Source organism: Thiomicrospira aerophila AL3, assembly GCF_000227665.2.
Lineage (GTDB): Bacteria > Pseudomonadota > Gammaproteobacteria > Thiomicrospirales > Thiomicrospiraceae > Thiomicrospira > Thiomicrospira aerophila.
Genome location: NZ_CP007030.1, coordinates 1,298,647 through 1,311,459, shown reverse-complemented (window position 1 = coordinate 1,311,459; position 12,813 = coordinate 1,298,647). Strand labels below are relative to the sequence as shown.

The window sequence follows — 12,813 nt, the reverse complement described above, 5'->3', positions numbered from 1 at the left end:
GGTACTTATTTGAGTTTAATCTGTTGATTTATCAACACGTGCCTCATCTATTAACAGTCTTTCAGCATAGTCGATAATATCTTGATCACCCATTTCGCCTGCTTTGTGCAGTTGATAACTAGGCTGATGGGTGAGTTTATTAGTTAATTGATGTGCAAACTTATGCAGCACTTTTTCAGGATTATGGCCCAAATCGAGTTCGTGTAATGCCTGATTAAGCAGTTTGTTTTTAAAAGCATCAGCCTGCATGCGATAGCTACGAATCAGTGGGTTTACACAGCGAATAGCCTGTTGTTGACACATAAACCGTTCGGCATGTAGTTGAATAATATCTTCAGCTTCAGCCGCAGCATCTTTTCTGGAGCGCTTATTCTGCTCAATAATATCGGTTAAGTCATCAACGGTGTAAAGGTACACGTCGTCAAATTGATTGACGCGACTATCTATGTCACGTGGGACAGCGATATCAACCATAAACATTGGGCGGTTACGGCGTTTTTTCAGTGCTTTTGCAATGCTGTCATAGCTAACTAGGGTTGATGGGCTACCCGTTGAAGCAATAATAATGTCAGCTTCATGTAAATGACCATCAAGCTCATTAAGCTCGATGGCATAACCATTTAAACTTTCAGCAAGGGTGTGCGCTTTACTAAAGGTTCGGTTTGCAATCACAATGCGTCGAACATTCGACTCATGTAAGTGCCTTGCTACCAGTTCAATGGTTTCGCCAGCACCAACAAGTAGTGCGGTTTGTTGTGACAGTTCACCAAAAAATTGTTTCGCTAGAGATACCGCGGCAAAGGCCACTGAAACAGGACTATTGCCGATGGCGGTGTCTGTTCTGACTTGTTTGGTGGCACGAAAAACCGCTTGGAACAGGTTGCCAAGGGTGTGATGAATGCTTGAAGACTTGTGGGCGAGATTGTAGGCATCTTTGAGTTGACCAAAAATTTGTGGCTCACCTAACACCAATGAGTTAAGTCCACTTGCGACCCGCATAATATGCTGTACAGCCGCTAGGTCTCGGTGTAGATACAGGAAAGGGGAGAGTTGGTTTGATTGCAAGGCAAAAAACTCATGCAACCAATTCACCACTGGCTCTGCTGCCGGATGTTCAACTGTAAAGTAAATTTCAGTGCGATTACAGGTAGATAAAATAACACTTTCAGCAACTAAGCCGCGTTGTTTTAACTCTTGCAAGGCGTTAAAGACCTTATCGGCCGAAAATGAGACCTTTTCTCGAATCTCTACGGGTGCCGTTTCATGGTTCACGCCTAATGCAAATAGGTTCATGCAGTGTGCTATTCATTTTAAATAAAACCGTGATTTTAGCCGATTTTTGAAATTTTCTCAAAATAAACCCATGGCTTTATCATGCAAATCTATGCTGGCGATACTTCCTTATTCGATAGGGCTTTACAAGCTATGTGCTAAAAAAGGGCTTATCAAGCGAGGCGGATGAAGGTGGCTTGAGAAGTTGCAATTATCGCTTTTTTTGTGTTAGGGTAGAAAAGTAACTAAAAATCAACATTTAGACTCTAACCCTAACTCACTTAATAAAGGAGGCGTTTTTTTCCGGTCCACATCTGAATTAGTTCGATGTGTCGTTAAAACGTAAATGTTTATGAACATTACGATTAGACCTACCACTCTAAGCGACGGACAAGCCATTACTAAGCTAGTCAAAGCTTCCGGTACGCTTGATGTCAATTCTGATTATCTATATTTTCTACTTGCAGAGCACTTTTCTCAAACCTGCGCTATTGCGGTTGACGATCAAGGCCAAGCACTGGGTTTTGTTACGGCATATCGTCTACCCGAACAGCCTACCACCTTGTTTATTTGGCAAATTGCCGTTGCTGAGCGCGCGCGCGGCCATGGTTTGGCAAAGCAGATGTTAAAACATTTTACTAAGCAGGCCTGGTTTTCAACTGTAAATCAAGTAGTGTGCACTATATCCCCCAATAATATCGCTTCGAATGCGTTATTCAAAAGCTTTGCGAGCGAACTAGGCGGACAAGTTCGGATAAAACCTTTTCTTGCATCGACACACCTAGGCAAGTCTCATGACGATGAGCCTTATGTGATGATTGATCTACCTACTTAAATCACATCGCTAAACCCATGTGGGTTAGTAAAAGCTAAACAATTTTTAATTTTAATAAAGAGAACAACTATGGATATTTCATTATTTGAACAGCATGAGTCAAACGTACGCGGCTATATTCGCTCATTTCCGGCTATTTTTGATACGGCTACTAGTGCCACTATTGTAGATATAGAGGGTAAGCGTTATATCGACTTTTTTGGTGGAGCGGGCTCTTTAAATTATGGTCATAACCATCCGCTTATCAATCAAGCGCTGATTAACTACATCCAGCGTAATGGTATTACCAATGCGCTTGATAAAGCGACCGTCGCTAAGCACGATTTTATCTCTGCTTTCCAGTCGATTATTTTAGCCCCTCGACATATGGACTATAAGATCCAATTTGTTGGCCCAACTGGTGCAAATGGGGTTGAAACTGCACTGAAGCTCGCCCGTAAAATGAAGCAGCGCTCTAATGTGATCGCCTTCACCAATGCATACCATGGGCATAGTTTGGGGGCGCTTGCTGTAACAGGCAACGAGTTTTATCACGATGACTATTACGGCGTGCCGCGCAATGTGAACAAGATGCCATACGATAATTATTTTGACCATGACATGGATAGTGTCGATATGTTGCGTCATTATTTGGCTGATGGCAGTTCCGGTTATGATTTGCCTGCAGCAGTGATTGTCGAGTCCATTCAAGGAGAAGGCGGTATTAATGTTGCCAGTGTAGCGTGGTTACAAAAACTGTCTGAGCTTTGCAAAGAAATGGATATTCTACTTATTATGGATGAGATTCAAGTGGGTAACGGTCGTACGGGAGATTTCTTCTCGTTTGAACGCGCGAATATCCAACCTGACATCATTACGCTATCTAAGTCGGTGGGTACGGGTATGCCGATGTCGATCGTGTTAATGAAGCCGGATGTTGATGTGTGGTCGCCTGGTGAGCATACCGGTACATTCCGAGGCAATAGTTATGCGTTTGTCGCAGGTTCAGCGGCTTTAGAGCTATGGCGCAATGATGATTTTAGTCGTTCGATTCGTGCGAAAGGTGAGCAAGTTGAGCAGGCGTTTAGACGTCTCCAGGCAAGATATCCAGGATGGATTTCGGATGTGCGCGGTTTGGGCATGATTTGGGGATTGGAGTCGCTTGTTGAGGGATTCTGTAACGAGGTGTCTAAACAAGCATTCGAGCGCGGTTTAATGATGGAAACGGCTGGAGCAAGTGATCAGGTCTTGAAGTTTCTAGGCCCGCTGGTGATCAGTGAAACAGAACTCGAGGAAGGTTTTGAGATTCTGGATGATGCTATGGCTGCCGCAGTTGAACAATATCAGCAAGCGGGTAAAGCGCCTTTAAGTGCATAAACAGATAGAGATGAGGAGTAATGTTGTGATATTCAGACGTTTGAACGAAGTTATAGGTACAGAGCGTGATGTAAAGGCCGACAATGGTAATTGGGTGAGTAGACGGCTGCTGTTAGCGAAAGATGGTATGGGTTTTTCGATGCATGACACAACTATATTTGCTGGCACTAAAACCTATATTCATTATGCCAACCATTTAGAAGCGGTTTATTGTGTTGCCGGTAAAGGTGAAATTGAAGACCTTGAAACGGGTGTAACCACGCAGTTAGAGGACGGTGTACTTTATGCCTTAAATGGTCATGAACGTCACTATCTTAGCGCTTCTGAAGACATGAGAATGATTTGTGTGTTTAATCCCCCGATAACAGGCCGTGAAGTGCATGACGAAAATGGAGTATATCCGTTGTTGCAGGCCTAAATCAATTAACCCTATGTAGTAGAAAGCCCTTATTAGGGCTTTCTACTAGCTTTTTTTCAAATTGTATTCATAGGTTAAGAACTGTTTTAAAATGTCAGGCTGCACGGGTTTGTGCATAACCGTGATATTTGCAGGCAATTTTTCTCGATCAATTTCTTCAGGCTTATAAGCTGTTAGAACAATAATAGTTGAGTTTTTGGTGGTTTCAAAATTTCGCATCGCTTGAACCATGCTGTATCCATCCATTTGTGGCATATTAAGGTCCGAAAAGATAATTTCAGGTTTGTAGCGCCCCGCATTGATTAAGCCTTCGTAACCATCATTTGCGGTTAAGACTTTCATTGGAAAACCGATGGCGTTTGCAATTGATTTAATTAAATCAATCGAAATCTTGTCATCATCAACCACTAACACTTTTAGTACACCATCATCCTCATTAGCCCGTTCACGACCATTTTTCATAATGTATTCATCAACGGAGCTCCGGAGGAGGCGACGGTGTCCACCGGGTGTTTTCCAGATTTGTAACACGCCTTCGTCAGCAAGTCGCTTAATGACGGTCTTTGACACGCCAATCAGCTCACAAGCTTCTGTTGTTGTTACATATTTTGAGTTTTTGGTTGCCATGGATAATATACCTCGATTATTCGAATTTATAATGTAAAATTCATTTTAAACATATATTACCATGTAAATGTAAATTGGGGTTTAAAAATAATCAATATTGAGCGATTTTTGACTAGGTGAAGTGTTTTAATATGAGTAGTTAGTTTTTAACATATAAGCTAATTTTTTATGTATCAGAGGTGTCTATGTTAAGTGCTATTTTGGTCGAAAATATTAAGTGTGGCGGTTGCGCAAATCAGATTACAAAGAAGTTAATGAGCTTGCCAGGCGTCGAGCAAGTTGATATTGATGTTGAGCAGGGTATGGTGAGTTTGGAAGTAAAAGATGAATCGATCATCGTATTAGTTAAGAGCCAGCTTGCTTCATTAGGTTATCCGGAAACGGGAACTATTGAAGGGGTTGCGGCTGCAGGTGCGAAAGCCAGGTCGTTTGTAAGTTGCGCAATTGGCAAAATGACAAGGGAGTAGACTAGGTGACTCAGCAAACAATCAACTATGAAGGTATTGAGCAGCAAAGTGTCGCCTACTTTACTGAAAAAGCCTATCTTGATTATGCCATGTATGTCATCTTGGACCGGGCGTTACCCAGTATATGTGATGGTTTGAAACCTGTTCAACGTCGTATTATTTATGCTATGTCCGAATTAGGACTTAAATCAACAGCAAAATATAAAAAATCCGCCAGGACGGTGGGTGATGTGTTGGGTAAATTTCATCCACATGGTGATAGTGCATGTTATGAAGCAATGGTGCTCATGGCGCAGGACTTTTCATTTCGCTATCCTCTGGTGGACGGGCAGGGTAACTGGGGTTCAATTGACGATCCTAAGTCATTCGCGGCTATGCGTTACACCGAGTCAAAACTTTCTGCTTTTTCGGACCTGTTATTGAGCGAGTTAGGACAAGGAACGGTAGATTGGGTAGCAAATTTTGATGGTACGCTCGATGAACCGCTCGTTCTTCCAGCACGAGTTCCGCATATTTTATTAAATGGCACCTCGGGCATCGCGGTGGGTATGGCAACAGATATTCCGCCTCATAACCTTCATGAATTAGTGGCTGGGTGCATCGCATTACTCGACAATGCTGATCTACCTGATGAAGATTTATTTAAGCTGATACCGGGTCCCGATTACCCTAACGCGGCTCACATCATTACCCCCGCTGAAGATATTGCGCAGATTTATTTGCAAGGACAGGGTTCGTTACGTCAGCGGGCTAATTATCTTGTTGAAGATGAGGTAAATTTAGTCATTGATGCGCTACCATTTCAGGTTTCAGGTGCAAAGGTATTAGAGCAGATCGCGAATCAGATGCGTGCCAAAAAACTGCCTATGATTGTTGATTTGCGCGATGAGTCAGATCATGAATCCCCGACTCGATTGGTTGTTGAGCTGCGTTCGAAGCGTGTGGATGTTGAAGGTTTGTTTTTGCATTTGTGCGCCACTACAGACTTAGAAAGGTCCTATCGTGTCAATTTAAATGTGATCGGATTGAATGGTCGTCCCCAAGTTAAAACGCTTCGTGGCATGTTGACAGAGTGGTTGGCTTATCGCACAACAACTTTGCGTCGCCGTCTTCAATTTCGATTAGATAAAATCTTAGCGCGTTTACATATTCTTGATGGCTTGTTAATAGCATTTTTAAATATTGATGAAGTGATTGCGATTATTCGTGAATATGATCAACCTAAAACAGAGCTGATGACAAGGTTTAGTTTAACTGATCTCCAAGCTGAAGCCATCCTTGAGTTGAAGTTGCGTCATTTGGCTAAGTTAGAAGAGATTAAGATTACCGGAGAGCAAGCCGAGTTAGCCGCTGAGCGTGATCAATTACAAGGGGTCTTAGCGAGTGATAAGCGGCTTAAGTCTTTATTGAAAAAAGAGTTACAAGCGGATGCTAGGCAGCATGGTGATGAACGGCGTTCGCCATTGCGCGCGGCCACGATTGCAACAGCGCTTAGCGAACAGGATTTGCTGCCTTCTGAGTCGCTTACCCTGGTGCTATCTGTTAATGGCTGGATACGCGCTGCAAAAGGTTATGACATCGAGGGCGAAAGCCTAGCTTATAAGTCTGGTGATGCTTTTTTAATGCAATGTCATGCCAATTCGCGTCAAAGCGTGGTGTTTTTTGATTCAACAGGGCGTGCCTATGCGGCGGCTTGCCACACCTTACCTTCTGCCAGAAGTCATGGCGAGCCGTTAAGTGGGCGTTTTAGTTTGCCTGCGAATGCTAGGATAGTGGCCATGGTGGTCGCCGAATCGAGTGACGAAATCTTTCTTGCAGCATCGAATGGTTATGGATTCGTGGTGCCGTTTGAGCAACTGCTGTCTAAAACAAAGTCTGGTAAGTTGATTTTTAACCTTGCTGAAAAGGATGCGCTTGTTGCGGCAGTTAAAGTTTGCGAAGGCGGACGTGTTGCAGTGGTCTCGGATGAACCAAGGCTGCTGGTGTTTGATGAGGATGCACTGCCAAGATTAAATAAAGGTAAAGGTAATAAGTTGATACAGTTAGCTAAAGATCAAAGCTTGGTTGCAGCTACGATATTTGAACAAGGCAGCAAGTTGTCTTTAATGACTAAGGATTATAGTAAGACGTTTGGTTCAAGTCAGCTAGAAGAGGCGTATAGTAAGCGCGCAGGTAGAGGCCTCAGTCTGCCACGTACTTTGAAAGAAGTGGCTGTGATTAAAGTGCTGACTTGATTGAATGAAATGTCTTGGCTTAAGTTTAGTGTTTAGAACCAACAAGTTGTACTACGCTGCTTTGGCCGCTATGACCGATACCCTCGTTGATTAATCGGACAATTTGTTGCTGTTCTTGCCAGGCTATTTGTTTGAAGTCGTTATTTAGGTCGTCAAGTCTGTAAAGTAGGTTAAGGTCTTTTGGGCCGCCGGTTCCAAAGTTAAGTTGTTCGGGTGTGTAAGCTTCGAGTAAAAAAATGCCACCTTTAACCAGGCCTGCCTCAACGCCTTGGTGAACCTGTTGACGCAGCTTATTGGGCAGGTGGCAAAAAATGCTCACAACGACATCCCAGGTTTCCTGACCAAAGTCAAACTCTTTTAGGTCGGCTAGTTCATAGTCAATTTCTAGGTTTTTGGATTTTGCTAAGGCAAGGGCTTTATCTCGTGCAACGCTTGAGCTATCAATCGCTTTCACTTTGTGACCTAGCGAGGCTAGAAATGCAGCGTTGCGTCCTTCGCCTTCAGCAATACACAGAATTTTTTTTGGTGATGGCCAGTTTGCAGCTTGGGCTCGTAAAAAATCATTTGGCTCGGTGCCATAAAAGTAGTCTGGTCCTTGATATTTTTCATTCCAATCCATTAAAGATTGCTCCTTTTTAAAGCTAATTGAGTGGGTATTTGATCAAAGTCTAGTCAATGCCTAAAATTTTATGAGTTTGTAAGCTTAGGCGCCACTGTGGATGTGTTAGGCAATATGTAACAGCTCGCTGAATGTTGCTGCTGGCATTTTCGCCGTCCATTGGTTGTAAGTAACAATATTTGAATTGGTCCATATGCGCAATTTGATCTGGCATGAGTTGAGGTTGTGGGAACACGAGTTTTAACTCATCTCCCTTGGTGAGAAGCCAGGGTGCATTGGCTTTTGGGCTCACACAAACCCAGTCAATGCCTTTTGGGGGGTATTTGGTGCCGTTGGTTTCAAGTGCTATTTCAAATTTAAAGTCATGAAAAGCATCAACAAGTGTTTGATCGACTTGTAAAAGGGGTTCACCGCCGGTTAGAACTACAAATGGATCAGTTGCAGAAGAACTGGGCCACAATGTTAGTAGATGTTCTACAAGGCTGGCAGCGCTTTCAAATCGGCCGCCATTTTGACCATCTGTACCTATGAAATCGGTGTCACAAAATTGGCACACAGCTTGGGCGCGGTCTGATTCTCGGCCAGTCCATAAATTGCATTGGGTGAATCGGCAAAATATAGCCGGTCTCCCGGTGTGAAAACCCTCGCCCTGTAAAGTGTAAAATGCTTCTTTAATCTGATAACTCATGGTGTCAACCTAGGTATTAAGGCTTTGGATTATATTTTAATCTTTTGCTGAAATCACAAAATGTTATAATAAATAGTTAATTTTTAGCTGTATTCAACGCGGCGTTAGATCGCAAAAGTCAAGATGAGTAGGAAAGGTCATGTCTGCAAAAACGCTTTATGATAAGTTGTGGGACGAACATGTTGTCCGTCAAGAAGAGGATGGTACTGCATTAATTTATATTGATCGTCAATTGTTGCATGAGGTCACCTCTCCGCAAGCCTTTGAGGGTTTGCGTATTGCAGGGCGCACTCCTTGGCGCATCAGTGCGAATCTAGCCACCGCGGATCATAACGTCCCAACCACTCCTGTTGAAGGGGGCGCAGAAGGTATTGTTGATCCTATTTCCCGCATTCAAGTGCAAACATTGCATCGTAATACGCAAGAGTTTGGCATTACTGAGTTTGGTATGGGGCACATCCGTCAAGGTATTGTGCATGTGGTTGGACCAGAAAACGGTGCCACCCTGCCTGGTATGACGATTGTTTGTGGCGATTCTCACACTTCAACACATGGTGCATTAGGTGCATTGGCACATGGTATTGGTACCTCTGAAGTAGAGCATGTCTTAGCAACTCAGTGTCTGATTCAAAAGAAAAACAAAAATATGTTGATCCGTGTTGATGGTCAGTTGCAACCTGGCGTTGGGCCAAAAGATGTGGTATTAGCTATTATCGGTGAAATTGGTACCGCTGGTGGCACGGGTTATACCATTGAGTTTGGTGGCCAAGTATTCCGTGACATGTCAATTGAAGGGCGTATGAGCGTTTGCAACATGTCGATTGAAGCCGGCGCGCGAGCAGGCCTGGTAGCTGTTGACGAAAAAACGATTGAATACGTGAAAGGTCGTCCGTTTGCGCCTACGGGGGCGCAATGGGAAGCGGCGGTTGCGCACTGGCAAACATTGCATTCAGATGAAGGTGCGCATTTCGATAAGACTGTGGTCCTTGAAGGTTCGACTATTCAGCCACAAGTTTCATGGGGTACCTCGCCAGAAATGGTTGTGGGTGTGAATGATAAAGTACCTGATCCTGCGTTGGAAGCTGATCCAGTCAAAGCAAATAGTATTCGTCGTGCGCTTGATTACATGGGTCTGAAGGCTAATATGGCTATTAAAGATATCCAGCTGGATTATGTTTTCATTGGCTCTTGTACCAATTCCCGAATTGAAGACCTGCGTGCTGCCGCAAATGTGGTGAAAGGTAAAAAAGTAGCGGCAAGTATTGAGCAAGCGTTGGTTGTGCCAGGGTCAGGCCTGGTTAAGCAACAAGCTGAGCAGGAAGGGCTGGATAAGGTTTTTATCGAAGCTGGGTTTGAATGGCGAAATCCTGGTTGCTCAATGTGCTTAGCGATGAACGCGGATCGTTTGCCGGCTCAAAAACATTGCGCATCAACCTCTAACCGTAACTTCGAAGGTCGGCAAGGTGCCGGTGGGCGAACCCACCTGGTCAGCCCTAGCATGGCAGCAGCGGCGGCTATTGCGGGTCGTTTTGTTGATATTCGAGAAATGGTCTAGGAGAAGTAGTGATGAGTTTAACCCAGTTTACCCAATTAAAAGCTATCGTAGCGCCCTTAGATCGTGCCAACGTTGATACAGATGCGATTATCCCTAAGCAGTTTTTAAAGTCGATCAAACGAAGTGGATTTGGTCCTAATCTATTTGATGAATGGCGTTATTTGGATGTGGGGCAACCTGAGCAAGACTGTTCCGCGCGTCCGCTCAATCCGGAGTTTGTATTAAATCAACCACGCTATAAAGGTGCAAAAATTTTACTGGCGAGAGAAAACTTCGGTTGTGGCTCGAGTCGTGAACATGCACCTTGGGCGTTAAAAGACTATGGTTTTGATGTCATTATTGCTCCCAGCTTTGCTGACATTTTCTTTAATAATAGTTTTAAAAATGGCATCCTGCCGATTACCTTAGGTGATGAGTTAGTTGAACACTTATTTAATGAGGTGTCGGAGCAGGAGGGTTACATGCTAGAAGTTGATTTGGCGAGTCAAACCATTACGACGCCAAGCGGTCAACAGATTTCATTTGAGGTAGATAGCTTTCGCAAGCATTGCTTATTAAACGGCCTTGATGATATTGGATTGACCCTAGTCCATCGCGATGATATTGCAGCCTATGAAGCTAAGCGTCAGCAACAAGCTCCGTGGCTATTTGTAACGCCCAATTTATCTTAATTTATAATTTTAGAGGTTTATATGACAAAGCAGGTTTTATTGTTGCCAGGTGATGGAATCGGTCCTGAAATCGTCGCACAAGCAGTTAAGGTGCTTGATGTACTAAATACCAAGTACAACCTTGATATCAATATGACTGAAGGGCTGGTTGGTGGTGCTGCTTATGATGTGCATGGTCACCCTCTACCTGATGAGACTTTAAAAGCGGCTTTGGCAGCAGATGCCATCTTATTAGGTGCAGTGGGGGGGTATCAGTGGGAGTCCCTTGATATCTCAGTGCGTCCAGAAAAAGGCTTGCTTGGTATTCGTTCAAATTTAAAGCTGTTTGCGAACTTACGTCCGGCGATGCTATACCCACAACTCGCCAATGCTTCTACGCTGAAACCTGAGGTGGTCAGCGGGCTAGATATTCTAATTGTGCGTGAACTGACCGGGGGTATTTACTTTGGTCAGCCACGAGGCATTCGCACGCTAGAAAACGGTGAGCGTCAGGGGTATAACACTTATGTGTATTCTGAGACAGAAATTAAGCGTATAGGTCATGTTGCCTTCCAAGCTGCAATGAAGCGCAATAAGAAGGTCTGTTCAGTAGATAAAGCGAATGTTTTAGAAGTGACCGAGCTGTGGCGTGAAGTGATGACTGATCTTGCGAAGGAGTATCCTGAGGTTCAATTAAGCCACATGTACGTTGATAATGCAGCCATGCAGTTAGTGCGTAATCCAAAGCAGTTTGACGTCATTGTAACCGGTAATATGTTTGGTGATATTTTATCAGATGAAGCTTCGATGCTAACCGGTTCGATTGGTATGTTACCCTCTGCTTCATTAGATGCACATAACAAAGGGATGTATGAACCAAGCCATGGTTCGGCGCCTGATATTGCTGGCCAAAATCTTGCTAACCCTTTAGCAACGATCTTATCGGCGGCCATGATGCTGCGTTACAGTCTTGGGCGAGAAGATTTGGCAGTTAAAGTTGAGCAAGCTGTGAGTGCAGTGTTGGATCAAGGCTTGCGAACGGGTGACATTTTCTCGGAAGGGATGACGCGTGTATCAACCTCGCAAATGGGTGATGCTGTGGTTGCACAACTTTAAGTCTGATTTATGAAAAACCGGATCAGCATTACTATTTCAGATATTAGGGGAGCTAAACACTACTCTATATCTGCATTTCTGAAAAAGTTTGTATTGCTGATTTTTGTTTTAGGTTTAACGCTTGCAGTGGTCGTGATGATGAGCTTTATATGGACCTATGATCAATACGAGCAATTAAAGTATAGACAATATCAGTCAGAGTCAGCATTTTTAGCTAGGATTGAACAGTATCAAGTTCAGCGTGATCGTATTATTGCAGAAAAAAATTATGTATTAGATCAGCTTGATGCTACTGAACGACAAGTCGTGTTTTTAGATGAAACCTTGCGAAGTTTAGAGGATTTAGTGGGTACACAATCTGAGCAAGATGTTTTTGATATTGAAGAACGTGTTAAGTTGCTTCAGCTCAGTGCATTAGAAAAGCAGTTTTTGTTGCAAGCTTTACCTACAGGTCGTCCAGTAGCCGATTTTCAAGGTGTTTCGAGCGGGTATGGTTGGCGAAGTCATCCTGTAAGAGGAACGCGTGAGTTCCACTCTGGTATCGATTATCGAGGCAACCGAGGTGATGGGGTGATTGCAACTGCAGATGGCATTGTTGAGTTTGCTGGATATAGCAAAGGTAGTGGCTATGGTAATTTAATTATTTTGAGTCATGCTTTTGGTTTTAGAACTTACTATGCGCATCTAGACTCTATGCAAGTTCGACCAGGACAGTATGTGCGTAGTGGCGAATTAATAGGTGGCATTGGTAATACAGGTGTATCGACAGGCCCGCATTTGCATTATGAAGTTACATTTATACAAAGAAAACTCGATCCAGCGCCATTTGTGCGGTGGAATTTAGAAAATTATGAAGATATTTTTGAGCAAGTTGAGGGAGTACCATGGGGATCTTTAGTTCAAGCCGTTCATCAACAGGTTCAAAAAATGGAAAGACTATTATCGCAGAAGGGGTCAGAGTCTGCGGTGAACTAGT

At 43.6% G+C, this 12,813-nt stretch carries 13 protein-coding genes; 9 read left to right on the top strand and 4 right to left on the bottom strand.

Going from position 1 to position 12,813, the window contains the following annotated elements; translation table 11 throughout:
- Nucleotides 1-15: 15 nt before the first annotated feature.
- Nucleotides 16-1,293 carry a glutamyl-tRNA reductase gene (gene hemA, locus THIAE_RS06385; RefSeq protein WP_006459457.1) on the bottom strand — a complete coding sequence of 426 codons (1,278 nt, stop codon included), beginning with the start codon at nucleotides 1,291-1,293 and terminating at the stop codon, nucleotides 16-18.
- A gap of 331 nt (nucleotides 1,294-1,624) precedes the next feature.
- Between hemA and ectA the strand changes: the two genes are divergently transcribed.
- The 3 genes from ectA (at nucleotide 1,625) to THIAE_RS06370 (ending at nucleotide 3,881) form a co-directional block, all read left to right on the top strand.
- The gene (gene ectA, locus THIAE_RS06380; RefSeq protein ID WP_041483056.1) at nucleotides 1,625-2,107 is read left to right on the top strand and encodes a diaminobutyrate acetyltransferase; all 483 of its coding nucleotides are present in this window, start codon (nucleotides 1,625-1,627) and stop codon (nucleotides 2,105-2,107) included.
- Nucleotides 2,108-2,176: 69 nt separating this feature from the next.
- Entirely contained in the window at nucleotides 2,177-3,463 is a 1,287-nt protein-coding gene (gene ectB / locus THIAE_RS06375) for a diaminobutyrate--2-oxoglutarate transaminase (RefSeq protein WP_006459455.1), read from the top strand.
- A 25-nt stretch (nucleotides 3,464-3,488) separates the two neighbouring features.
- Nucleotides 3,489-3,881 (top strand): ectoine synthase, encoded by a 393-nt coding sequence (locus tag THIAE_RS06370; RefSeq protein WP_006459454.1) that lies wholly within the window; start codon nucleotides 3,489-3,491, stop codon nucleotides 3,879-3,881.
- Between the two features lie 45 nt (nucleotides 3,882-3,926).
- Here THIAE_RS06370 and THIAE_RS06365 read toward each other — a convergent pair whose 3' ends face one another.
- Complete coding sequence (locus tag THIAE_RS06365; RefSeq protein ID WP_006459453.1) at nucleotides 3,927-4,508, bottom strand: response regulator; 582 nt, start codon at nucleotides 4,506-4,508, stop codon at nucleotides 3,927-3,929.
- 185 nt (nucleotides 4,509-4,693) lie between these two features.
- On the opposite strand from THIAE_RS06365, the gene THIAE_RS06360 reads away from it, so the two are divergent.
- Nucleotides 4,694-4,975, top strand: a complete 282-nt coding sequence (locus THIAE_RS06360; protein WP_006459452.1) for a heavy-metal-associated domain-containing protein — start codon at nucleotides 4,694-4,696, stop codon at nucleotides 4,973-4,975.
- Between the two features lie 5 nt (nucleotides 4,976-4,980).
- The gene (parC, locus tag THIAE_RS06355) at nucleotides 4,981-7,209 is read left to right on the top strand and encodes a DNA topoisomerase IV subunit A (RefSeq protein ID WP_006459451.1); all 2,229 of its coding nucleotides are present in this window, start codon (nucleotides 4,981-4,983) and stop codon (nucleotides 7,207-7,209) included.
- A gap of 25 nt (nucleotides 7,210-7,234) precedes the next feature.
- On the opposite strand, the gene THIAE_RS06350 is transcribed toward parC, so the two are convergent.
- Both THIAE_RS06350 and queE read right to left on the bottom strand, forming a co-directional pair.
- Nucleotides 7,235-7,828, bottom strand: a complete 594-nt coding sequence (locus tag THIAE_RS06350; protein WP_006459450.1) for a class I SAM-dependent methyltransferase — start codon at nucleotides 7,826-7,828, stop codon at nucleotides 7,235-7,237.
- A gap of 49 nt (nucleotides 7,829-7,877) precedes the next feature.
- Nucleotides 7,878-8,516, bottom strand: a complete 639-nt coding sequence (gene queE, locus THIAE_RS06345) for a 7-carboxy-7-deazaguanine synthase (protein ID WP_006459449.1) — start codon at nucleotides 8,514-8,516, stop codon at nucleotides 7,878-7,880.
- A gap of 139 nt (nucleotides 8,517-8,655) precedes the next feature.
- On the opposite strand from queE, the gene leuC reads away from it, so the two are divergent.
- Genes leuC through THIAE_RS06325 form a run of 4 tightly spaced genes read left to right on the top strand, consistent with a single transcriptional unit; the run spans nucleotide 8,656 to nucleotide 12,812 of the window.
- A complete protein-coding gene (leuC, locus tag THIAE_RS06340; RefSeq protein WP_006459448.1) occupies nucleotides 8,656-10,071 on the top strand; it encodes a 3-isopropylmalate dehydratase large subunit in 1,416 nt (471 codons plus the stop codon).
- An 11-nt stretch (nucleotides 10,072-10,082) separates the two neighbouring features.
- Nucleotides 10,083-10,742 carry a 3-isopropylmalate dehydratase small subunit gene (leuD, locus tag THIAE_RS06335; protein WP_006459447.1) on the top strand — a complete coding sequence of 220 codons (660 nt, stop codon included), beginning with the start codon at nucleotides 10,083-10,085 and terminating at the stop codon, nucleotides 10,740-10,742.
- A gap of 21 nt (nucleotides 10,743-10,763) precedes the next feature.
- Nucleotides 10,764-11,837 carry a 3-isopropylmalate dehydrogenase gene (gene leuB / locus THIAE_RS06330; RefSeq protein WP_006459446.1) on the top strand — a complete coding sequence of 358 codons (1,074 nt, stop codon included), beginning with the start codon at nucleotides 10,764-10,766 and terminating at the stop codon, nucleotides 11,835-11,837.
- Between the two features lie 9 nt (nucleotides 11,838-11,846).
- Entirely contained in the window at nucleotides 11,847-12,812 is a 966-nt protein-coding gene (locus tag THIAE_RS06325; RefSeq protein ID WP_006459445.1) for a M23 family metallopeptidase, read from the top strand.
- The last annotated feature ends 1 nt before the right edge of the window (nucleotide 12,813 follow it).

Coding starts and splice junctions, on each gene's coding strand:
- hemA (WP_006459457.1), bottom strand. CDS start 1,293: ATGAACCTATTTGCATTAGGCGTGAACCATGAAACGGCACCCGTAGAG.
- ectA (WP_041483056.1), top strand. CDS start 1,625: ATGAACATTACGATTAGACCTACCACTCTAAGCGACGGACAAGCCATT.
- ectB (WP_006459455.1), top strand. CDS start 2,177: ATGGATATTTCATTATTTGAACAGCATGAGTCAAACGTACGCGGCTAT.
- THIAE_RS06365 (WP_006459453.1), bottom strand. CDS start 4,508: ATGGCAACCAAAAACTCAAAATATGTAACAACAACAGAAGCTTGTGAG.
- THIAE_RS06360 (WP_006459452.1), top strand. CDS start 4,694: ATGTTAAGTGCTATTTTGGTCGAAAATATTAAGTGTGGCGGTTGCGCA.
- THIAE_RS06350 (WP_006459450.1), bottom strand. CDS start 7,828: ATGGATTGGAATGAAAAATATCAAGGACCAGACTACTTTTATGGCACC.
- queE (WP_006459449.1), bottom strand. CDS start 8,516: ATGAGTTATCAGATTAAAGAAGCATTTTACACTTTACAGGGCGAGGGT.
- leuC (WP_006459448.1), top strand. CDS start 8,656: ATGTCTGCAAAAACGCTTTATGATAAGTTGTGGGACGAACATGTTGTC.
- leuD (WP_006459447.1), top strand. CDS start 10,083: ATGAGTTTAACCCAGTTTACCCAATTAAAAGCTATCGTAGCGCCCTTA.
- leuB (WP_006459446.1), top strand. CDS start 10,764: ATGACAAAGCAGGTTTTATTGTTGCCAGGTGATGGAATCGGTCCTGAA.
- THIAE_RS06325 (WP_006459445.1), top strand. CDS start 11,847: ATGAAAAACCGGATCAGCATTACTATTTCAGATATTAGGGGAGCTAAA.